General features: G+C 27.9%; 17 protein-coding genes. 1 reads left to right on the forward strand and 16 read right to left on the reverse strand.

What is annotated here, in order from left to right:
* Positions 1-42: 42 nt before the first annotated feature.
* The gene (locus J7M87_RS12720) at positions 43-1,437 is read right to left on the reverse strand and encodes a PLP-dependent aminotransferase family protein (RefSeq protein WP_291651420.1); all 1,395 of its coding nucleotides are present in this window, start codon (positions 1,435-1,437) and stop codon (positions 43-45) included.
* Between the two features lie 395 nt (positions 1,438-1,832).
* On the opposite strand from J7M87_RS12720, the gene alr reads away from it, so the two are divergent.
* Complete coding sequence (alr, locus tag J7M87_RS12725) at positions 1,833-2,990, forward strand: alanine racemase (protein WP_291651421.1); 1,158 nt, start codon at positions 1,833-1,835, stop codon at positions 2,988-2,990.
* Between the two features lie 95 nt (positions 2,991-3,085).
* On the opposite strand, the gene asnB is transcribed toward alr, so the two are convergent.
* From asnB to J7M87_RS12800, 15 genes are all read right to left on the reverse strand, one after another.
* Positions 3,086-4,924 carry an asparagine synthase (glutamine-hydrolyzing) gene (gene asnB / locus J7M87_RS12730; RefSeq protein WP_291651422.1) on the reverse strand — a complete coding sequence of 613 codons (1,839 nt, stop codon included), beginning with the start codon at positions 4,922-4,924 and terminating at the stop codon, positions 3,086-3,088.
* A gap of 214 nt (positions 4,925-5,138) precedes the next feature.
* A complete protein-coding gene (gene yidA, locus J7M87_RS12735) occupies positions 5,139-5,951 on the reverse strand; it encodes a sugar-phosphatase (protein ID WP_291651423.1) in 813 nt (270 codons plus the stop codon).
* A 100-nt stretch (positions 5,952-6,051) separates the two neighbouring features.
* A complete protein-coding gene (locus tag J7M87_RS12740; protein ID WP_291651424.1) occupies positions 6,052-6,321 on the reverse strand; it encodes an ATP cone domain-containing protein in 270 nt (89 codons plus the stop codon).
* A gap of 87 nt (positions 6,322-6,408) precedes the next feature.
* Entirely contained in the window at positions 6,409-8,190 is a 1,782-nt protein-coding gene (locus J7M87_RS12745) for a bifunctional diguanylate cyclase/phosphodiesterase (RefSeq protein ID WP_291651425.1), read from the reverse strand.
* A 288-nt stretch (positions 8,191-8,478) separates the two neighbouring features.
* Positions 8,479-9,924 (reverse strand): DEAD/DEAH box helicase, encoded by a 1,446-nt coding sequence (locus J7M87_RS12750; RefSeq protein WP_291651426.1) that lies wholly within the window; start codon positions 9,922-9,924, stop codon positions 8,479-8,481.
* 293 nt (positions 9,925-10,217) lie between these two features.
* A complete protein-coding gene (locus tag J7M87_RS12755) occupies positions 10,218-10,820 on the reverse strand; it encodes an HAD family phosphatase (protein ID WP_291651427.1) in 603 nt (200 codons plus the stop codon).
* Positions 10,821-10,920: 100 nt separating this feature from the next.
* The gene (locus J7M87_RS12760) at positions 10,921-12,582 is read right to left on the reverse strand and encodes a multicopper oxidase (RefSeq protein WP_291651428.1); all 1,662 of its coding nucleotides are present in this window, start codon (positions 12,580-12,582) and stop codon (positions 10,921-10,923) included.
* An 83-nt stretch (positions 12,583-12,665) separates the two neighbouring features.
* Positions 12,666-13,166: a DedA family protein gene (locus J7M87_RS12765; RefSeq protein ID WP_291651429.1), complete on the reverse strand. Its 501-nt coding sequence runs from the start codon at positions 13,164-13,166 to the stop codon at positions 12,666-12,668.
* 109 nt (positions 13,167-13,275) lie between these two features.
* Positions 13,276-14,313, reverse strand: coding sequence for a M42 family metallopeptidase (locus tag J7M87_RS12770; RefSeq protein WP_291651430.1), 1,038 nt, complete (start codon positions 14,311-14,313; stop codon positions 13,276-13,278).
* 322 nt (positions 14,314-14,635) lie between these two features.
* A complete protein-coding gene (locus tag J7M87_RS12775; protein WP_291651431.1) occupies positions 14,636-16,033 on the reverse strand; it encodes a glycoside hydrolase family 1 protein in 1,398 nt (465 codons plus the stop codon).
* Positions 16,034-16,256: 223 nt separating this feature from the next.
* Positions 16,257-18,566, reverse strand: coding sequence for a bifunctional glutamate--cysteine ligase GshA/glutathione synthetase GshB (gshAB, locus tag J7M87_RS12780; RefSeq protein ID WP_291651432.1), 2,310 nt, complete (start codon positions 18,564-18,566; stop codon positions 16,257-16,259).
* Complete coding sequence (locus J7M87_RS12785; RefSeq protein WP_291651433.1) at positions 18,550-19,878, reverse strand: MATE family efflux transporter; 1,329 nt, start codon at positions 19,876-19,878, stop codon at positions 18,550-18,552. Before J7M87_RS12785 ends, gshAB begins: the two co-directional genes overlap by 17 nt.
* Positions 19,879-19,898: 20 nt before the next feature.
* Positions 19,899-20,222 (reverse strand): metalloregulator ArsR/SmtB family transcription factor, encoded by a 324-nt coding sequence (locus J7M87_RS12790; RefSeq protein WP_291651434.1) that lies wholly within the window; start codon positions 20,220-20,222, stop codon positions 19,899-19,901.
* 200 nt (positions 20,223-20,422) lie between these two features.
* Positions 20,423-21,223 (reverse strand): RelA/SpoT domain-containing protein, encoded by an 801-nt coding sequence (locus tag J7M87_RS12795; RefSeq protein WP_291651435.1) that lies wholly within the window; start codon positions 21,221-21,223, stop codon positions 20,423-20,425.
* A gap of 46 nt (positions 21,224-21,269) precedes the next feature.
* Entirely contained in the window at positions 21,270-23,303 is a 2,034-nt protein-coding gene (locus tag J7M87_RS12800; RefSeq protein ID WP_291651436.1) for a YgiQ family radical SAM protein, read from the reverse strand.
* Between the last annotated feature and the right edge of the window lie 384 nt (positions 23,304-23,687).

Below are 23,687 nucleotides of genomic sequence, written 5' to 3' on the forward strand. Positions count from 1 at the left end.
TTATTATTATGTCTATATATTATTTTATTAATTCCTTATTTACTACAGTTTCCACGCTTCCTTTAATAATATTACAGATTCCTCTATTTCTTTATGATTTAAGCTTGCATACCCTAAAAAAACTGTATTTGTATCAGCTTTAATATTAAAATATGAATTAGATAAGCCTAATATCTTTATTTCTTTTTCCTCTGCTTTTTTTATTAGCTCACCTTCTGTCATTCCATTATTAACCTTTAATAATAAATGTAACCCCGAATTAGTCCCTATTATTTCAGTTCCTTTAAGATATTTTTTTATTAATGACACTAAAAGTTCTCTTTTTTTCCTATATATATTTCTCATTTTGTTTAGATGTCTCTCAAAATATCCTTCTTCCATAAATCTGAATAAAGCTTGTTGATCCATTCTTGAAACTGTACAACTAAGAAAGCTAAAGTTTTCTCTATATATTTTAATTAATTCATCAGGTAAAACCATATATCCTATTCTAATTGAAGGCGCAAAGCATTTAGAAAAAGTACCTAAATATATAACCTTTCCCATAGTATCTAAACTCTGAAGTGATGGTATTGGCTTACCTTCAAATCTAAACTCACTATCGTAATCATCTTCAATTATATATCTATTACGTCTTTCATTTGCCCAAGATAAAAGTTGCATTCTTCTACTTATTGGCATTATAGCTCCTGTAGGAAATTGATGAGATGGTGTTATATGAATTATTTCTACATTACTCTTGTTAAGATTCTCTATACTTATACCCCTATCATCTATATTTATAGGATTAGCTTCAATATTATGGGTCTTTAATATCTTTCTTATTTTATAATATCCTGGCTCTTCCATACCATAACTCTTATCACTACCTAAAATATTTATTAATATTTGAACCAAATACTCTGTTCCTGCTCCAATAACTATATTATCTGCACTTGAGTTTACTCCCCTAGAGAATCTTAAATAATTAGAAATAGCTTCTCTTAAATTTCTATCTCCTTGAGAATGTCCTATTTGCAACAAATTTTTATTTTCCTCATTTATTATATCTTTATTTATTTTTCTCCATGTTGCATAAGGAAAGCTTTCTAAATCTACTCTACTTGAAAAAAATTCATATTTATACTTTTTTCTAACTACTTTTTTATTATCATCTTTATCATTAATTTGACTAATATTTATTACGCCTTGAAGCTCTGATACATAATACCCTTTTTTAGGTTTTGATATTATATATCCTTCAGTGATAAGTTGTTCATATGCTGATTCTATTGTGTTTTGACTAATTTCTAAATGCTTAGAAAGCTTTCTCTTTGATGGTAGTTTACTATTAGACTCTAATCTACCACTTTGAATTTCCTTTTTTATAAAATTGTATAATTGTATATATAAAGGAACATTACTATTTGGGTCTAAATTAATATTAATAAATTCCATAATACACCCCCGTAAAAAGTTAATAGTGAATGAGTTAAAAATTAAAAAATTGAGGATTTTTTACACCTTCTTAGCTATTCTAATATTTCACTATCCATTTTATTCTTAGCCATAATTCTCATACGTGAATTATGTCATTAACTTTTTCATTCTTTCATTTATTTATTTTTTATATTCTAATGTTCATTTTAACTCTAGCTTTTAAGGATAAATATAAGTTGACAAAGATAAATAGAATATGCGGAATAAGCATATCTAGTTATCGTAATCTTTATATTATCATCAAAACTGGCATCATTAAATTAATCTAAACTGACACTTATCAAAGATTCAGTTTATGTATATAATAGTATCAGTGGTATTACTAATAAGTCAATGATAGCGAGGATTTAGATATGAATTTATTACATCCAATTTGGGCAGAAATTAATTTAAATAATTTAATATATAACATAAATCAAATCAAGGAGAAATCTATTAATAGTGAAATAATTGGAGTCGTAAAAGCAAATGCATATGGTCATGGTGCAGTAGAAATATCAAAGGTACTACTTAATCATGGCATTAATAGACTTGCGGTTGCTAATATAGTTGAAGCAATTGAACTTAGAGAAAATGAAATTAAAGCTCCTATAATGCTACTTGGAATCAGTGAAGATTATGCAATAGATGCATTACTTGAATATAATGTTGAGCCAACAATATCTACTTATGAATTTGCTATAAATCTTAATAATAAAGCAAAAGCTTTAGATAAGACTATTAATATTCATATAGCTATAGATTCTGGAATGGGTAGAATTGGCTTTAGAAAAAATGATAAAAGCTTAGAAGATATAATAAATATTTCTAAATTAAGTAATCTTAAAATTGAAAGTATTTTTTCTCATTTTTCTACTGCTGATTGTAAGGATAAAAGTTATTCTTTAAGACAACTTGATATTTATAATACTTTCTTAGATAAGCTTCAAGAAGCCGATGTTTATGTTAATAAAAAGAATTTATCTAATAGTGCTGCTATAATTGATTTACCAGAAAGCCATTATGATTGTGTGAGACCAGGAATAATTCAATATGGTTATTATCCTTCAGATGAAGTTGATAAAGATCACTTTGATATAAAGCCAGTTTTAACATGGAAAACTAAAATCATTCATATAAAAGAAGTTGAGGAAAATGAATATATAGGTTATGGCCAAACTTTTAAAACTAGTAGAAAAACTATAGTTGCAACATTACCAGTTGGTTATGCAGATGGTTATTCTAGAGGGCTTTCAAATAAAGGAAAAGTCATTATAAACGGTCAACTAGCCCCTATTATAGGTAATGTTTGTATGGATCAATTTATGGTTGATATTACTGACATAGAAAATGTTCACCTTGGAAATGAAGTTATATTACTAGGCTCTGATGGAAATGTTAAATTTGATGCAGATGATATTGCTAAATTAACAAATACAATAAGCTACGAAGTACTTTGTCTTATTGGTAGAAGAGCTCCAAGAATATATATAAAAGATTATAAAACTATAGGAATTAGATATTTAATGTAAAAATTGGACAGTATTTAGTTTTATTTTTACCTAAAACCAACTACTGTCCAAAGTGTTATTTTAAAATATTTATCTTAATATAGATCATCATAGAACTATATTAACTTTACATTATATGATTTCAACCAATTATTCACTTGTATTAAATATGCTATCATTTGTGGTCCAGTCATTAATTGCCCATACCAAGGTGTCTTATATGATGCACCTTGCGTATCAACTATTTCTTTTACCTTTGTTTTATCTATTATATCTAAAATAGGTGAAGATTTATCATTCAATATTTTAGTCATTTTATTACAAACCATCTCTGTATATATTGGATTATGAGTCTTAGGATATGGACTCTTCTTTCTATATATTATAGATTCAGGTAATATTCCTTCTAATGATTTTCTTAACAAACCTTTTTCCCTACCCTCTAATAATTTTATATTTGATGGTATATTAAATGCATATTCTACTAATCTATAATCCGCAAAAGGAACTCTAACTTCTAAACTATTTGCCATACTCATTCTATCTTTTCTATTTAATAAATTAACCATAAACCATCTTAAATTTAAGTAAAATAGTTCCCTCATTCTATGCTCTAACTTACTTTCTCCACTCAAATGAGGAACTTCTTTTAAAGTGTCATTATAAGCAGTTTGTGCAACTTCTTCTATCTTTAAATTCTTTAAATCTGGACTTAATATTGCTTTTCTTTCGCCTATAAATCTAGACCAAGGGAAGGTATTAGAATTTATCATCTCTTCATTTGTAAACCATGGATATCCTCCAAATAATTCATCAGCACATTCTCCAGATAAGGCTATAACAAAATCTTTTTTAACTTCTTTACAAAATAAATATAAAGACGAATCCACATCTGCCATTCCTGGTAAGTCTCTTCCAAACACTGCATCATCTAATGCATTTACTAAATCTCTATGATTTAATACAACAGTTCTATGGTCACTACCAATATACTCAGCCATTATCTCTGCAAAATGTTGGTCAGATGTTGGTTGGAATAATGATGATTTAAAGTACTTCTCATTATCTTCATAATCTATTGAATAAGTTGTAAGTGTTTTATTTCTCTTCTTATATTCCTTTGCAGCTATTGCTGATATAGCTGAGGAATCTAAACCACCTGATAAGAAAGTACAAAGTGGAACATCCCCAACTAATTGTCTATCAATTGCATCAATAAGTAAACTTCTGACATGTTCTACTGCTTCTTCTTCATTTTCATTAAATTCTTCAGCTTTTAATTCCCAATACATATCTTTCTTAATTCCATCTTCATTTACAATTATATATTGTGCCGGTTTAACTTCTTCAATATTTTTATATACTGTTGTTCCTGGTATTACCGCTGGTCCAAGTGCAAATAATTCTGTTAAACCATCTTTGTCTACTACTGGTTCCACATATGGATGCTTAAATAAAGCTTTTATTTCTGAACCAAATATAAATGTGCCATTTTTCATTGTATAAAATAATGGCTTAACTCCCATAACATCTCTTGCAAGTACAACTCTCTTTTCATTTTCATCATAAATTGCAAATGCAAATATTCCATTAAATTTTTTAATACAATCCAATCCCCATCTAATGTATGAAGTAAGTAATACCTCAGTGTCTGAATACCCTTCAAAAATATATCCATCATTTATTAATTCTTTTCTTAAATCTTCGGTATTATATAGTTCTCCATTATACACAAGTACATATTCTTTTCCATTAACAACCTTTTTCATAGGCTGCTTTCCACCCTCTGGATCAACTACAATAAGTCTTCTATGTCCAAACATTATATTATTGGATATATAAGTACCTTCGGCATTCGGTCCCCTGTGAATTAGTGTATCTGTCATAGCCTTTAAGGTTCCAATATTCTCTTTAATGTTTTCCTTAAAATTCACAAATCCTGTTATTCCACACATAATCATCCTTCTTTCTGTATTTGTCTATTATATATAGTTATATGATTATGTTTTACAATAGTTCGTTAAAAATACGGCTAAAGAATGAAAAAATTAAGGGAATAATTCAGTAACGCTGAATTGTAAAAACAAAAAGTTTCTTGGGGTAAAATCCCAAGAAACTTTTATTTCATAATCTAGCTAATTCTAGATTATTTTAACTCTTTTTTCATTATTAATTATTCTCTAGTATGAACTTTTCTATTACTTTGGCAACTCCATCATTTTCATTTGTGTCTGTAATATAATCTGCAATTTCCTTTATTTCATCAAATGCATTGCCCATAGCTACTCCAAGTCCTGCGTATTCTAGCATATGAATATCATTTCCTGCATCACCTAATGTTATTATCTCTTTTCTCTTTATTCCTAAATGTTTTGCTAATAATTCTACGCCTACGCCTTTATTAGCATCTTTATTTAAGAATTCTAAGAAGTATGGTGTACTTCTTACAACAGTATATTTTTCATACACTTCTTTTGGTAATTTTTCTATAGCTGGTCCTAATATTTCCGGCTCATCTATCATCATAATTTTTATCATAACTTCATCATCTGCTATAGAATCTATATTCATTTCATGAATTTCTATGTCATTAATTTGAGCCTCTACTTCTGTATATTTGCTATTTTTAGGAGTAATTAATCCTTTCTTCTCCCAGAAAGCATGAATATTTACACCTAATTCATCACTTAATTTCTTTAAATAATGTAAATCAGCACCACTTAATGCTACTTTATTTATTGCTTCTTTACTTTTTGTTTTTTGAACTAAAGCTCCATTATAGCTAAGTACATAATCTCTTTCTGTTAACATATCTAATTCTTCTAAATATCTTAAAACACCTTCTATTGGTCTTCCTGTTGCTAAAACTACTGTAACATCCTTATCTCTTGCTGCGTGGATAGCTTTCTTAGTTCTTTCAGATATACTTTTATCTTCTCTAAGTAAAGTCCCATCCATATCCATAGCTACTAACTTATACATTCTTAATCCTCCGTTTATAATTAAAGTTAGTTAAATTATATCATAACAATAACTATAAATGAATTTATTATATTCATCTTAAGTTGTTCTCTATTAAATTTTATTTATCAAATTCAACATAAGCCCTTAATATATTATTAAAACCATCTCTTTTTAAGATTTCAAAAATCGCACCTATTACTTCATAACTAGAAGTCACTAAAGTATCTTTTCTAATTTTTAATAGTAATTTTTCAACATCATCTACTAGTATATTTAAATCTGATTCGTTTAACATTGACTCAGAATCGCCTGCCGCATTTTCTATACTAGTCTTAACTTTTCTAATATTAAATTCTTCAAGCCTTCCATCTTTTTTTATTATATTCATAAAAAACCCCTCTTTCTATAATATGAATTTATTTTAACTTCATTAAAACTTAATTTAATTTGTTACTGCTACTTCTTTAAAACAAGTTTATATATTATTAAAATTTAATATAAAATTATAAAAATCATTTAAATTCAAAGGTTTACTTATATAATACCCTTGTATTTTATCACACTCTATACTTGTAAGTAGTACGAGTTGATTTTTTATTTCAACTCCTTCACAAACCACATCTAAATCTAAAGTATGTGATAAGTTAATTAATGTTTTAATAATAGCAAATGTTTTTTTATCATTTTCTATACTCATCAGTAAACTTCTATCTATTTTTAGAGTATCTAATGGTAAAGTTTTAACATAATTAAAAGAAGAATATCCTACACCAAAGTCATCTAAAGCTATACTAAATCCAAGTTTTCTTAATTGATTTAATACATTTACAGTAGACTCAATATTATCTATTATTTCATCTTCTGTAATTTCTATCTTTATAAAATTAGGATTTACATTACATTCATTTACTATACTCATAACTCTATCTAAAAAGTTATTTTGATTTAAAGCAGCATATGATATATTTACTGAGACTTTAAAATCCTCTTCAGTTAAACTTCTCATTTTTTTACAAAATTCACATGATTCTTTTAGTACAAATTCATCTATCCTAATTATATCATCATTTTTTTTAGCTAATGGTATAAACTTTATAGGTGAAATTATTCCAGTAGGACTAATCCATCTACTTAAAGCTTCAGCTCCTACTATCTTTTTAGATTTAACATCATATATTGGTTGGTAGTATACTTCAAATTCATTATTGTCTATAGCCATGTTCAGTCTACTTTCGAGATTTAAATCTTCTAACATTTCTTCTGAAAATATCTTATATGTATTTCCACCTTCTTGCTTTCCTTGATACATAGATATATCTGCATACTTTAATAAAGTAAATACATCTTCAGCATGATCTGGATAAGAACTTATTCCTATGCTTGCTTTTAAAGTAAAATTGTATCTATTAAATTGAATGTTTTTATTTAATAGCCTTAATATATCTTTTGATAAGTTGTTTATACTATATAAATCACTTTCTCCTCTTTTAACTACTATAAATTCATCTCCACCTAATCTACCAATTGTTATATCATCAGCGTATAACTCAGTTAATCTAGCAGCTATAACTCTTAAAATTTCATCTCCTGTATTATGTCCTAAAGTATCATTTATTTTTTTAAAATCATCAAGATCAATGAAATAAATGCTGAACTTTTCATCTCTACTAATTAGCTTTATTAAATATTGAAGTAAATTATGCCTATTTAATAAATTTGTTAAGGTATCATAATTAGCTAAATAAGTCATATTCTCAGCATATTTTTTTATTTCTGTAACATCGTTTACTATTATTGAAAAATACCCCTCATTAAGTGAGTATATCGATACGACACCCCACTTATCATCCACTATGTTTATCTCCTGTGCAATACACTCTGATTTTGAGTCCTTTATTCTTGCTAGAATTTCTAATATTTTCTTTCCATATACAGAAAAATTTTGATATATATCAGATAATTTATTATTTATTATTTCTTCTTGTGAAAGACCTAATAACTCTGCCCCAGCAAAGTTGACATCTATAATAACTCCATCTATATACTCCCCTTCATTATTCATGATTGCTTTTAAATGAAAGAATGAATTAGACATTGCATTTAATATATTTGTATAATTTTTTTCTTCTTGCTGCAAATAAATTTCTGTATTTGCAAGCTTATTTAATACTATATTGATTTCTTCATCCAGCTTACTTATTTCATCCTCTTCTGAATCATTATTATTTTTATCTGTTGCTCTTATCAATTTTCTCATAGATTTCTCTATTAATTTTAATCTTTTTATTATATTTTTATTGATAAATAAATAAATCCACAGACTCATCATGACTATTAAAGATATTAATAAAATTACTATTAATCTATAATTTATAATAATTTCTACCGAATTACCTTTTGATTTATAGGATATAAATATAAAAATCGCACTAATAACAATAGATATTGCCAATGTAGAATAGAACAACAGTGCTGATATTTTTTTTGAAAGCTTCAATTTGGCTCACCATCCCATATTTACATAACCATCAAAAATTATAACACCTTATCTTTTAGCTTTGCTTAATTTAGCAACTTTTCCTTTTAATTTTATTTCATTATATTTTTTTAATATTAAATTACCTTTACCATTTAGAATATCAACAAAGGAATGCCCATCTTTAACATCTATTATTCCAATATCCTCTCCTGTTAATTCTTCTAAATTACTAAATGCACCTACTATATCTATATTTCTTATTTTTTTCTTTTTCCCTGCTGTTATATGTATCTTAGTAACTTCGTTATGAACATTCTTCTTAATATTTGTTTTGTTACCATAATCATTTTTTTGATTCTCGAAAAACTCTTTTCTTCCCTCTATAATCTCTTCATATTCTGGAAGATTGATTTCTTCTATATGATAATTAATATATTCTTCAATTTCATCTAGGAATCTTTTTTCCCCTTTAGACACTAAAGATATTGCAAGTCCTTTTTTATCTCCTCTTCCGCTTCTTCCTATTCTATGTACATAACTTTCTTTTTCCATTGGAACTTCATAATTAAATACATTAGTTATATGACTTATATGGATTCCCCTAGCTGCAACATCAGTAGCTACAAGTACTTTAAATTCCTTATTTTTAAAACTCTCCATAGTTCCTAATCTATCTTTTTGATCCATATCTCCATGTAATTCCTTAACACTAATTTTTTCTTTCTTTAATTGAAAACTTAAATTTCTCACTGAGTCTTTAGTGTTACAGAAAATTATTGCTGATTCGTCTGTAAATGCATAAAGCGATTTTAATAAATATTTAAACTTTTCTTCTTTATCTACATTTAAATATTTTTCAGAAATTTTATCTCTGTTAAATACCTTTGATTTTATATTAAGTACAGTTGGATCATTCATGTAGTTTGAATATAATCCCTCTATCTCCTTTGGAATTGTAGCTGAAAATAATGCTGTATTTTTTGATTGTGGTAGCTTATCTAATACATCTGTAATTTGATCTATAAATCCCATATTTAGCATTTTATCAGCTTCATCTATTATTACAAAATCTATGTCTTTTGTATTTAGGTTTCCTCTTTCTATATGATCTATAACTCTCCCAGGAGTTCCACATACTATATGTACTCTTTGCTTCAATTCTCTTATTTGCTCATTAAACGGCTGTTTTCCAAAAATAGCTGCACACCTAACCTTTTTCAATCTTCCTATATTTGATATATCTTCTTTTACTTGAATTGCAAGTTCTCTTGTTGGGACTAATATTAAAGCTTTCACCTTATTTTCTTCTATATTCACTAATTCGCATAAGGGAATACCAAAGCTTGCTGTTTTTCCACTTCCTGTTTGAGATTTTACTACTAAATCCTTTTTATCTAATATATATGGAATAACTTCTTGTTGAACTTCAGATGGCTTTTCAAATCCTAAATTCTTTAACGCCTTAAGAATTTCTTCACTCAAATTCATCTTCTCAAATTTATCTATATTCATCAAAATACCTCACTTTTTTAATACTGTTATTTAAATATATTTCCTAATAAACCTATTTAATGTTATTAAATAGTATTATTTATTTTACCCTATAGCACCAATTTTAACAATGCTCGTTATTTATAATAAGATAATTTGAAAGCATTCTTATAAAAAAGTAAGTACATATAATTTTGATTATTTCATTACTTTTATCATATCAACCGTAAAATTATATAATTACTTTAAACTAAAGAAATAAAAAATAGAAACTATATTTAAAATAACTTTAAATATAGTTTCTATCTCTTACCTTAAATATTTATATTCAAATTCTTCAAATCATTTCTTAGCTTTTTTGGAGTTTCAAATAACAAAGTATTAATACTAAGTTTCTCTGCTCCTTCTATGTTTAATTTTGTATCATCAATAAATATAGATTCTTCTGCTTTTAAATTATATCTTTTTAAGATTAGCTTATATATTTCTTCTTCTGGCTTAATAAGTTTTTCTTGGTAAGATACTACTCCACCATCAAATAGCTCAAAAAAATTATTTTTCCTTTTCACCTCTTTAAAAGCTAAATCATGAAAATTAGATAAATAAAATATCTTATAGCTACTATTCTTTAAATCTTTTAGAATTTCTATAGTTTCTTCAATAGGTTTTAATATTTCATACCAATCTTCAAAAACTAATTTAACATCATCTCCGTACTTAGTATTTCTCTCAATTATTTTATTAATTGCTTCATTTTCTGTTATAGTACCTCTATCTAACATAACCCATTCTTCACTTTGAAAAATTTCTCTATATAAATCCTCTATTTTTTCCTCTGTTATCTTTTCTCTTAAATATTCTTTTGGATTAAAACTTAATAATACATTCCCAATATCAAAAATTATATTCTTATACATAAACTCTCCCCATTATTTTATAAAAAGGAGCTGTCGCACCATTTTAAATTAAATAGCTTCTGCGACAGCCTCTATAATTATCTTAGATACAATTATTATATCATTTTATACAATTACATTCTACAACTTTTAAAGGTCTCATCATTTCATGATCTTCATGTTCTAAGAAATGACAATGCCATACATAATTACCTGCATAACCTTTGAATTGCATTATAATTCTAGTTACTTTCCCTGCCTCAGAATCTACTGTATCTTTGAATCCTCTTTCATAATCATGAGGCTCTTCTTTAGGTCCAGTATAAATTAATTCGCCTGTATTATTATAAGCATCAACATCAAAAGGCCTTCTCCAAAGAATCTTAAATTGCACTAAATGGATATGAATTGGATGAGGTACAGGCATTGGGTTTATTAAATTCCATATTTCAATACTATCTAGTTCAGGTTTCTCAGTAACAGGATCACTCCAAGTCATATTATCAATCATAAGCATCGGTCTACCATAACGATCAGTCATAGCTCCAAAGGATACTTTTCTTCTTTTTCTTACTAAATTTTTATTTAGTGGATGTGCTATTCTAAGAGTACTTGGAACAACACTTGTATCTTCACCTTGTAATGGTTCTACAACATTAAATCTCATAATTATATTAGTTCCTGATATATCTGCTGCAGCATCATCATTCATTAGAATTATTCTTTCTCCAACATGTTGTGAAAAATCTATTACTATATCAATTCTTTCAGCTGGCATTAACTTAAATGATGTTAGGTTAACAGGTTCTTCTAATAATCCCCCATCAGTACCTATTTGAATAAATTCTGCTCCATTAGATAATCTCATAATATATTCACGTCTATTCGAAGCATTTAATATTCTAAATCTATATTTACGAGGTTCAACATCTAAATAAGGCCATACTTTACCATTAACTACTATTGTATCTCCAAAGAATCCAGGTACTATTGATGGAGATACACTAACTGGAAATGGTGGATCTACTGGATAAAATAACTCTCCATCCTCTTTAAAGGATTTGTCTTGTACTAAAAGAGGAACTTCATATTTCCCCTTAGGCAAATTTAATCTTTCTTCTAATAAATCTCTAAGAATATAAAAACCTGCAAGACCTGCATATACATTTAACCTTGTTTGACCCATTGCATGATCATGATACCATAGTGTAGTCCCTGATTGATAATTTGTATATTTGTAGGTCTTTCTAGTAAACTCAGGTCCTTTAATTTTAAATCCATTAGTGAACCAAGCTTCTGGATGTCCATCACTACTACTTTCAACCTTTGCTCCATGCAAATGAACAACAGTTTTACCTTCTGGGTCATCTACTGTTCCGTGCAATGTTTTATCATAAGGTAAGAAATGCTTATCAGGCAATTCATTATCCCACAACACATTAGTAGCTATATTCTTAAATGCCTCTATAGTTGGACCAGGATATAATCCATTATATCCCCATATCTTGGTTGGTGGAAAATATGATGAGAAATAATGTTCTGCTTCTTTCATAGAAATTTTATAATATTTTTCATTATCTTCGTATTTAATATCATCTTTTTTTATAGGCTTTGCTATTTCTGGAATTGGTAATTTATCTATGAACTTTGGAATTGTAAAAGGATCAGACGGATTAACTATAAAACATATATTATCATTACAACACTTTACTTCTACTTTATCTTCTGAGTTTTTTTCTAGCTCACTTTTCGAAGTTTTTTCATTTGGTTCACTTAAAACCATACATATCACTCCTTAAGCTAATTTATAATATAATATATTCACTCTTATGTAAAATGTTCTTTTTATAGTTACTTTATATTTATTTAAATAAACCAACTTCCAAAGGCATATCCTGCATATATAAATACTGCGTTCCATATTGCTATACCAATAGTTGAATAAATAGAGAACTTTATTATATTCATTCTAAACATTCCAGCAACAAAAGGAATTAAGGTTCTTCCTACTGGAATTAATCTAGTTATTAAAACTCCCTTATCTCCATAATTTTCTATGTAAAGACATACCTTATCAATAGATTTCCGAGACTTTGGAAATCTATTGTATACCTTAGTTAATATTGGCTTCCCAAACCAATAAGATATGCCAAATAAAACATAACTCGCTAATGCACCTGCTAAAACAGATATTGCTAATGCTACAAAAAAGTTAATTCCTGACTTTGCTACAGCTATTCCTATAGCTGGCATTACTATAGCGGCTCCTAATCCCGGAAAATTTAAGTATTCTAAAAATATAATTATAAATAAAAATATTAAGCCATATCTTGCAAAATACTCTATTATTATTTGAATATTGTCCATTTCATCTACACTCCAAGCTATATATGTTGATGACTTTTATTTTACCCTATCTTTCTTAAAATTAAATATTATTTTCCTTAATTTTTACTTAATTATACTTTTATATTATTTAGTTCATTAGATATGCTATAAGTAACTTTATTGTATTTTCTAATCCTTCATAGTGCGTTCTTTCCATTCCATGTGATGCATGAACCCCTGGTCCTATAAGTGCTCCCCTTATATCATTTCCACCTCTTAATGCAGCCCCCACATCTGACCCATACATTGGATAAATATCTATAGCATATTTTATATTGTTTGCTTTAGCTAGCTCTACAAGTGAAGTTACCATATTATAGTCATAAGGTCCACCAGAGTCCTTCGCACAAATTGATACATCATATTCAGTGCAACTTAAATCATCTCCAATACACCCCATATCTACTGCTATCATTTCAGTTATATCATTTGGAATATATGAAGCTCCGTGGCCAACTTCCTCATATATAGAAATAAATAATTTTGTTGTGTACTTAGGTGTTATTTTTTCTCTATTAAATACTTCTAATAATCCCATTAATGCAGCTACACTGCCCTTATCATCAATAAATCTTGATTTTATAAATCCACTCTCAGTTATTGTTGTTTTAGTATCTATAAAAATAAAATCTCCAGGACATATTCCAAGGTCTTCTACATCCTTCCTTGAAAGTACTCTTTCATCAATTCTAACTTCCATATTTTCTGGATCACGCTTCTTTTCCTTGCTATCTGGATAAACATGAGCTGCTGGACTTGTACTTAAAAATGTTCCTGTATATATTCTTCCATCTCTAGTTCTTATCTTACAATATTCACTATCTAAAGTTGGTGGAATTGGACCTCCAAGCAAAGTGAACTTTAGTGTTCCATTATTAGTAATAGATCTAACCATTGCTCCTAATGTATCTACATGAGCTGCAAGTCCTATAACTTTATCATTACTTTTCCCTGGTATTGTTATTATTCCACATCCCTTGTTTGTTGTTTCAAGCTTGTATCCAAAACTATTTGAAATTTCCTCAATAACCTTAATAATATCGAAACAAAATCCTGTTGGACTATCAAATTCCAATATCCTTTTAGCAGTATTTAATACGTATTCTTTATTAATACTATATTGCATCATTATCACTCCTCATTTCTTTTACCTCACTGAAATCTCGACTTTAGACTTTAGCGATATAAGTAAAATAAATATTCTTTATCAACTTATTTTACTATATTTTCTTATGGTATTTCCATATTTATATAATATTTATACATGCTTTCTATCTCTGATATTACCATAAATTTGTATAATATTATTCTTTAATATATCTATAAAGAATAATTAGTATGCAAAACTATTCTAACAAATCAATTAATAGCTTAACCCTAATTCTCTTTGTACCATTAATCCTTATGTAATTACAAAGGGAATACCTAGACGGTATCCCCCTTATAAATTAAAAGCCATTATTATCAGATACTTCCTTAATCCATCTTCCTGACTTCTTTATTGATTTTTTTAATGTCTTTAAGTCTAACGCAATATATCCATATCTATTCTTATATGCATTGCTCCAAGACCAGCAATCTATAGGTGTCCATGAATGGAATCCAAAACAATTTGCTCCTTCTTCTATTCCTTTATGAAGATATTCTAAATGTTCCTTAAAGAAATCTATTCTATAATCATCTTCAATAGTTCCATTTTCATTAATATATATTTCTTCACCTTCAACACCCATACCATTTTCTGATATATACCATGGAATATTGTTATAGTTATCCCTTATGTTTATTGCTATATCATACATAGCTTTAGGATATATTTCCCATCCTCTATATGGATTCATTCTCTTATTTGGCATATCATAATAATCAAAATATTTATCTGGCATCCATCCATTACTTCCATCAAACTTTGATTCTTTTGCCATTACTCTTCTTGGTTGATAGTAATTTACACCTAGAAAATCTATTGTATTTTCCTTTATTATTTCTAATTCTTCTTCAGTTGAATCCCATAACACATTATCTTTAGTTAATATATCAACTAAAATTTCTGGGAATTCTCCTTTTACAGCCGGATCTAAGAATGAATTATTAAACATGCTATCTGCAATTTTAGCAGCTCTTAAATCCTCTTCGCTATTGCTTCTTGGATATGCAGGAGTTAAATTTAATATGATTCCAATTTTTCCTCCTTCTTTATAACATCCTAGCTCTCTATATTTTTTAATTGCTTTTGCAGAAGCTAAGTTTAGATTATATAAAACTTGCATTGCTTTTTTTCCATCTACAATCTTAGGATAATGGAACTGATATAAATATTCCCCTTCAACTACAACTATTGGTTCGTTAAAGGTTGTCCAATGTTTTACTCTATCTGAAAATAAATTAAATGCTGTTTCTGCAAATTTAACAAATAAATCAACTACATGCTTTGATTCCCAACCACCATATTTATTATATAACTCTACAGGTATATCAAAGTGATGAAGATTCATTACTGGAATCATTCCATTCTTTATAGTTTCATCTATTACATCATTATAAAATCTTACTGCATCATCATCAGGTTCACCTGTTTCTAAATCCTTTATAAGCCTAGTCCATTGAATAGATGTTCTAAAACTATTTAAACCTATTTCTTTAAGCATTGCTAAATCTTCTTTATAGCTGTTATAAAAATTTGATGTTACTGATGGACCTACTTTATCAAAAAAAGCTTCTGGTTCAACTTCGTACCAGTAATCGAATACACTTTTATGAGGTTTGTTAAAATCTCCTTCAGATTGTGGTCCTGAAGTTGCAGATCCCCACCAAAAGTTTTTAGGAAAATTATATTTTATTGTCATGACTATTCCTCCTATAAATATCTTAATTGCCTATATTATTTCTTCAAATATAAAACATTTCACAACACTATTATATATATTATTAAAATACTTGTCTATACTTTTAATTTAAACATTATATCTTTTGTTAATTATTAATATCGAACTTTAATATCTTTTATATAATAAATAAAAGAACTTCTCTTCAACAATTTAGTTAAGAAAAGTTCTTTTTATTTGCTATCTATTTATTTAATAATTCAAGAGTATTTAATATTTCTTTTGCAATTTCTCTTTCTTTTCCTTTATAAGGATATGAATGTATATGAATAGCAGGATTGAAATTAAGTTCAATTATTGCATAGTTTGTGTCTTCATCATTATAATCTTCTAACATCATATCAACTCCACAAATAGTTGCCCCAACAGCCCTTGAAGATTCTACAGCTATATCTTTAAATTTTTGTGGTATTAAATCTGTATAATCTATACTATCTCCACCTGTGCTAATATTTGAGTTCTCTCTTAGATATACAATTTCACCTTCATCGGGAATATAATCAAAGTCTTTACCTTCTTGTTTTAAGAATAACTTAGCATGATCATCTAAATTTATTTTTTCTAATGGAGTTTTATATCCTTTTCCTCTAAGTGAACTTTTATTTTTTTCTTCAACAAGTTCTCTAATTGTACTTTTGCCATTTCCAATAACATTTGCTGGTACTCTATGAAGGATTCCATGTACCTTATCTCCTATTACTAAAAATCTATATTCTTTTCCTTTAATAAATTCTTCAACTAAAACTGTATTGTCATTAGCAAAAGCTATTTCAAAAGCTTCTTTAATATCTTCTTCCTTTGCTCCATCTTTAAATATTGATATACCAATTCCAAAATTAGTTGATTTCGGTTTTACTACTATAGGTTTAGCAATGAATTTATTAATATTTTCCATAGCATCTTCTAAAGTAAAGAATTCAAAGCCACTAGGAACTTTTATATTATTTTTATTTAAAATTTCTTTTGTAACAACTTTATTTTCCATCATTAAAACTGCTATATAGCTATCTTTAGAAGTTTTAGTTGCTTGCTTTACATATTCAATATGATTCCCCTTCTTTAATGAAATAAAGTTTTCACTTCTATCTATTACGTCAACCTTTATTCCTCTTTTCATGGCTTCCTTCATTAATATTTGAGTTGAAAGCTCTAAATCTTCAAAACCTTCTAATTTAAATCTATTTTTATAAGCCTCTTCATGATATGCCTTAGCTAATTTTAAATGACTTTCTATAAATCCTTCTTCTTTTACCATTTCAGAAATTCTAGCAGCATAAGTTAATTTAGGATCTAATACTTTTTCTATCATATTATTTATTATTTCTTCTTTTCCTAAACATAGCTCATTATTCATATCTTTAATTTCATTTAATATTTGCATAGCCCAATCATTTTTTGATATAGTTTTGCCATCTTTATATAATGTTACATCCATTTGACCATACATAGAAATTATATTTTGATTATTTTGAGCTTCCTCTTGCCAGTTCTTATAATCACTTTCTTCCTTAATAAGCAAGTATATAGTAAATATATTTATAAAGTTCAAATCATCTAATGATATACCAGCTTTATTAAATGGATTTATATCTATACTTCTTATCTCAAGGTAATTTATCCCCTCATCTAACAATGAATCTAAAAATCTAGTGTTATCCATTGCTTTTAATCTTATTTGCGTATATAACTCTTTATGACTATCTATAAGTCTATCATCTATAAATCTATATACACTTGAAACGTAATCTTTAACTGAAGTATATTCTGGATATAAATCTATAGGATTCTTGTACCCACATTCACTATTTCTATAAGATATAGCTCCATCATTAGTAAAACTATCAGTTGCTATCTTATTTAAATCTACTACACATTTTTCTCCAAATGTCTTATGCATAATAGTTGTTCCACCTAGAAGGTATATAAGTAACCATCTGTATCTTAAATAATTTCTAACTACCTTTAAATAAATATTATCTCTAAAGTCTCTATACTTTTCTTCCTTCCCAAGAATTTTATATAAATCTTTTATTAACTCTTCATTAAAAGAAAAATTATAATGTATTCCAGATATTAATTGTTTTTTCCCACCATACTTTTTTAAAAGTTTCTTTCTATAGTCACTTGCCCCTTTGCCAGTATCGCACTTACCATAATCTGCAACAGGAATTAAATCATCATCTGGAATATCACATGGCATAGATTGTGGCCAAAGATATTCATCTTTAAGTTCCAGTGCTGTAATATCATAAAGAGAATTTAAAAAGCTATAAACCTCTTCTAAAGTATTTAAAGTTGGTGTTATAAGCTCAATTTGACTTTCTGAAAAATCAGTGGTTATATATGGATGACTTATCTTACATTCAAATACTTCTGGATGCTTAGTTAAAGCTAATTCACCATTTTCATTTACTCTCAATGTCTCACGCTCTACTCCAAAATTTCCTCTTAATAATTTATTTCTATATTCAAGTGATTTAATCACATCTAACATCTTTATACTCCTTCCATATCCTAAATTTATAAATCAAATAGGCTGTCGAACCTTTTAAAATACTTGATATCGATATTCCCCACCATATTCCACTTACCCCTATGTATTTTGTAAGCACTAATGCTAGTGGTATTCTAAGTATAGTAAAAATTATACTTATAAACGCTGGTATTTTAGGCACTCCAAGCCCTGTAAAAACACCGTTAGATATCATTTCTATAGTTGCAAATATTTGTGAAAACCCTATTATTCTTAAATAATCACTTGCAATTACAATAGTATTATTTTCTCTAATAAATATCTTTACTAATACTTCTGGGACAAATATAAATGCTATACTTACAAATAGAGCATATATTATACCTATTCCTATTGCTGTATTATAACCTTTGTTTATTCTATCATACCTCTTAGCTCCATAATTTTGACCGACAAACCCAGAAATAGCTCCATTTAGCCCACCAACAATCATATAAACTATAGATTCTATTTGTAGACCTATTTTTTGAGCTGCTATTGCATCTGAGCCAAATCCTCCTATTATTCTAGCTAAAATAATATTTACTAAAGTGAATAATACTCTTTGAAAAGACATAGGAAGTCCTAAAAGAGTTATTTCTTTAATCTTCTTATAATCCAATCCATTTCTAAAATTAATACTAAATAAGTTCCTTGCCTTTATCATAAATAATATAAACATAATTCCATTTGCTATTAATGTTCCAAGTGCAGCACCTGTAACCCCTAGATCCATAACATATATAAATAGGGGGTCTAGAATCATATTTATGACTACCCCTACTGCACTTATATTAAGAGCGCTTTTGTTAACACCAAAACTATTAAAAATTCTGATATATAACGTATTGAAAAAAGAAAAGAAAAGCATTGGTGAACTTATAGCTAAATAAACATATGATTGTTTTTCAACTATAGTATTACCTAAATTTAAAAACTGTATAAAGTTCTTTCCAAAAAAGATCAATACTAAACAATATATTAAGCTAACAACTCCGTTTAATATTATTCCATTAGATATATACTCTTCTACCGCCTTATTATCTTTTTTCCCTATAGAGTGTGCAACCTTTATTCCTGTCCCTATAACAACAAATGCATTAATTGAATATCCAAGTCCAATAAAAAAGCTAGAAGATCCTATACTTGCTACTGCATCACTACCTAGTCCCCCTACCCATAACATATCTATTAAGTTATAAGTAAATTGTAATAGGGAACTACCTATTATAGGTATTGCTAAAGTAATTAATACCTTTAACACATTACCTTTAGTTAAATCAACTTTTTTCATATTTCTCTCCATATTAAAAATTATTCATTCTTATCAATGCACTTTGAACTACATATACATCTTTGATTATTAGTTAAAATACTATTCAAAAATCTCATAAGCTCATCACATAACTCTATATCTAAACTATAATACATCCATGTACCTTCTTTTCTACATTTCACTATTCCACAATCCATCAAAACCTTCATATGATGGGATAATGTTGGCTGGGTAAAATGAAAATTTTCTAAGATTATACAAGCACATTTTTCCCCTGTAGATAACATATCTACTATCTTAATTCTATTTATTTCACCTAGTGCTTTAAATATTTTTATATTCTTCTCATAGTTTTTAATCATTACACCCTCCTTACATAGATAACTATCTATATATAGTTTATAAAATATATAGATAGTTATCTATTTATAACACATTTAAATATAGATCATTATCTATGTTTAGTCAATACATAAATTGTATTATTTTACGGATATAATTGCGAAGATAAATAGATATGTTCCATAAGCTAGATGGCTGTGAAAAAATGAACCTTGATTTCTCAAGGTTCTAAACTTTTTAATCTTTCTATTTCTTCTTGCTGTTTTTTTATTACATTTAAAAATTCTTCTTCTTTATTAAACCATTCTTTACTTAAATCATTTATCAAAGAAGCCATCTCATCGGCACTTCCTGCAATTCTATTAAATAAAAGAAGATTTGACTTTAGTATTTCTGGTATTTCTACGTGAGAATATCTAAGTCTATGATCTATTTCTCCATATCCTTCTTCAAATATGGTTCTTACTTGAATTTCTGCTATAACTTTTTCGTTAGTTGGATAAAATTCTACTAAGTAATGAACTGACCTATATCCCGATATTCTTGATCTAACTTCAATATCTAGTTCTTCGAACTTTTTAGTATTGTCTCCTTCTCTAACATTTGCAGTAACCTCAATAACCTTCCAAGTCTTAGTGATAAATTCATGAATATCCTGCCACTGATCTTTAAATATGTGTATAACCCTAATTCCAATTAAATCATTTATTTCATTTTTATAATTATCTAAAGTAAATTGAAAGTCTTCACCATATTTTAATTTTCTATCTTCAGTTTTTCTTATAATTTTTTCAATTAATCTATCTGGGTTCTTTATTCTTGATTTAACTGAGTGAATCATTGGCTGAGAACGTAAAATATTAGATATAAAATCTGCTTGATTCTCATAAGAAACTTCATAATCTACGAAATCATTATAAATATCCTTTAAAGCTTCTACGTCTATATTATTTTCCTTTATGATCTCTTCTACCTGTGGATATTTTAATATGAATTCATCTATTCTAAAACTCTTTTTCATTTAATTATTCCCCTTTGGCTATAGGATTGTTATAGTAGTTTAATTTTTATCTTCCTTTTCTACTATTGCTCTTGCTATTTCTTGACTTTGATCCTTTACCTTTAAAATCTCCAAATTTTTCTTTTGATGCACCTTTACTATTTGTAGCCTTTGAATTTGATTTACTATTCATTCTTGAAGATGACTTTGAAGAAGATTTTGACTTAGAGCCTTGTTTACCTCTATTAGAGTTTCCCCTTGCTATTGCTTCTTCTTTTTTTATCTTTGCCATATATCTATCAGCTTTTGATTTTATTAAACACTTAGGTCCATTTCCTATTAAGTCTTCTCTTCCTGCTTTAACTAAAGCATCATGAACTAAATTATAGTTTTTAGGATTTTTAAATTGAAGAAGTGCTCTTTGCATAGCTTTTTCTTCTCTTGTCTTTGGAACATATACTTCTTTACCAGTTATAGGATCTACTCCTGTATAGAACATAGCAGTTGATAATGTTCCCGGTGTTGGATAGAAGTCTTGAACTTGCTCTGGTTGATATTTTGTATCTCTTAAGTATTCCGCTAATTCTATTGCTTCATTTAATCCACTACCTGGATGACTTGACATTAGGTATGGAATTAAATATTGTTCCTTACCTAATTGCTTATTAATCTTAAAGAACTTTTCTCTAAATCTATCATAAGTATCACCTGAAGGCTTACCCATATATTTTAAAGTGTTAGCCGCAACGTGTTCTGGAGCAACTTTTAATTGTCCACTAACATGGTGTTCAACAAGTTCTCTAAAGAAAGTATCATTTTTATCTGCCATTATGTAGTCGTATCTTAATCCTGAACGAACAAAGGCCTTTTTTACTTTAGGAAGCTTTCTTATTTTTCTTAGTAGTCCTAAGAACTCACTATGATCTACTATTAAGTTTTTACATGGCTTTGGAGTTAAACATTGTTTACTCTTACATGCACCAATAGTAAGCTGTGTTTTACAAGCTGGCTTTCTAAAGTTTGCAGTTGGGCCTCCAACATCATGTATATATCCCTTAAAATCCTTAAGATTAGTTATTTCAACAGCTTCATCTAATATAGATGCTTCACTTCTACTTTGAACTGCTCTTCCTTGATGGAATGTAATTGCACAAAATGAACAGTTACCAAAACATCCTCTTGAACTTACTAAACTAAACTTAACCTCTTCTAAAGCTGCAATTCCACCAAATTCATCATATATAGGATGAGATTCCTTAGTATATGGAAGTGCATAAACTTTGTCTAATTCTTCTCTTGTAAGAGGCATTTCTGGTGTATTACAAACTACATATCTATCTCCATGCTTTTGCACAAGCACTTTTCCCCTTACAGGATCTTGTTCTTCATATTGTATTTTAAAAGCTTCAGCATATTTCATTTTATCTTTTGTAACTTCTTCTCTTGAAGGTAATAACTTATAATCACCATAAATTTCATCTAATGAATCTATAGTATATGTAGTTCCATTTACATGCCTTATGTACTTTGCTTCAAATCCATCATTTAAAGCATTTGCAACTTCTACAATTTGCTTTTCACTCATTCCATATGTTATAAGATCTGCTCCACTATCTATAAGTATTGAATTTCTTACATTATTATCCCAATAATCATAGTGAGCTAATCTTCTTAAACTTGCTTCTAATCCCCCTATAACAATATTTATATTTTTATAGGCTTCTCTTATTTTATTACAATAAACTATTGTGGCTCTATCTGGTCTTGCTCCCATTTTTCCACCAGGAGTATAAAGATCTTTTTCCCTTCTTCTCTTGCTTACAGTATAGTGGTTAACCATGGGGTCCATATTCCCACCATTGACTAAGAAGGCAAGCCTTGGTCTTCCAAGCTTCATAAAATCGTCTGTACTATGCCAATCTGGCTGTGGGATTATACCAACTTTATATCCTGCATCTTCTAATACTCTTGAAATAATTGCTGTTCCAAAACTATGGTGATCTATATAGGCATCACCTGTTACTATAATGAAATCACATTGTTCCCATCCACGTTCTTGCATATCTTCTTTACTTATTGGTAAAAATCTGTTATTTGACATTTAAACACCCACTTTTTTAAAATTGACAATTGATACTTGAAATCTTCGTATTAATCCCCTAAATATCAATATTAACATCACGTCTAATGATTATAACATTTTAAAGCAATTAAATCATTTATTTTTTTTTAAATTCTTATTAACAGAAACTTTTGTAAGAAATTTTGAAATTTTTAGCTTCTTATATATTTAAATAACAGATAAAAACCCAACATAAAAACTCTTAAAAAGCAGTAAATTCAAGGCTTTAAAAGGACCTAACGAAATGGTCTTACCCCCATTATGTAGACAGTCAATAAAAGGTCGTGTACAATCTACATAATGGGGTGATTTTTTATGTCAATAAAGCACAAAGCTTATAGTGCAGAATTTAAAATAAATGCA

Origin of the sequence: Clostridium sp. (assembly GCF_017888565.1) — a bacterium.
Lineage (GTDB): Bacteria > Bacillota > Clostridia > Clostridiales > Clostridiaceae > Clostridium.

What these genes read in the sequence shown, in the direction of transcription:
- J7M87_RS12720 (WP_291651420.1), bottom strand. Translation starts at nt 1,437, where the DNA reads ATGGAATTTATTAATATTAATTTAGACCCAAATAGTAATGTTCCTTTA.
- alr (WP_291651421.1), top strand. Translation starts at nt 1,833, where the DNA reads ATGAATTTATTACATCCAATTTGGGCAGAAATTAATTTAAATAATTTA.
- asnB (WP_291651422.1), bottom strand. Translation starts at nt 4,924, where the DNA reads ATGTGTGGAATAACAGGATTTGTGAATTTTAAGGAAAACATTAAAGAG.
- yidA (WP_291651423.1), bottom strand. Translation starts at nt 5,951, where the DNA reads ATGTATAAGTTAGTAGCTATGGATATGGATGGGACTTTACTTAGAGAA.
- J7M87_RS12740 (WP_291651424.1), bottom strand. Translation starts at nt 6,321, where the DNA reads ATGAATATAATAAAAAAAGATGGAAGGCTTGAAGAATTTAATATTAGA.
- J7M87_RS12745 (WP_291651425.1), bottom strand. Translation starts at nt 8,190, where the DNA reads ATGAGAAAATTGATAAGAGCAACAGATAAAAATAATAATGATTCAGAA.
- J7M87_RS12750 (WP_291651426.1), bottom strand. Translation starts at nt 9,924, where the DNA reads ATGAATATAGATAAATTTGAGAAGATGAATTTGAGTGAAGAAATTCTT.
- J7M87_RS12755 (WP_291651427.1), bottom strand. Translation starts at nt 10,820, where the DNA reads ATGTATAAGAATATAATTTTTGATATTGGGAATGTATTATTAAGTTTT.
- J7M87_RS12760 (WP_291651428.1), bottom strand. Translation starts at nt 12,582, where the DNA reads ATGGTTTTAAGTGAACCAAATGAAAAAACTTCGAAAAGTGAGCTAGAA.
- J7M87_RS12765 (WP_291651429.1), bottom strand. Translation starts at nt 13,166, where the DNA reads ATGGACAATATTCAAATAATAATAGAGTATTTTGCAAGATATGGCTTA.
- J7M87_RS12770 (WP_291651430.1), bottom strand. Translation starts at nt 14,313, where the DNA reads ATGCAATATAGTATTAATAAAGAATACGTATTAAATACTGCTAAAAGG.
- J7M87_RS12775 (WP_291651431.1), bottom strand. Translation starts at nt 16,033, where the DNA reads ATGACAATAAAATATAATTTTCCTAAAAACTTTTGGTGGGGATCTGCA.
- gshAB (WP_291651432.1), bottom strand. Translation starts at nt 18,566, where the DNA reads ATGTTAGATGTGATTAAATCACTTGAATATAGAAATAAATTATTAAGA.
- J7M87_RS12785 (WP_291651433.1), bottom strand. Translation starts at nt 19,878, where the DNA reads ATGAAAAAAGTTGATTTAACTAAAGGTAATGTGTTAAAGGTATTAATT.
- J7M87_RS12790 (WP_291651434.1), bottom strand. Translation starts at nt 20,222, where the DNA reads ATGATTAAAAACTATGAGAAGAATATAAAAATATTTAAAGCACTAGGT.
- J7M87_RS12795 (WP_291651435.1), bottom strand. Translation starts at nt 21,223, where the DNA reads ATGAAAAAGAGTTTTAGAATAGATGAATTCATATTAAAATATCCACAG.
- J7M87_RS12800 (WP_291651436.1), bottom strand. Translation starts at nt 23,303, where the DNA reads ATGTCAAATAACAGATTTTTACCAATAAGTAAAGAAGATATGCAAGAA.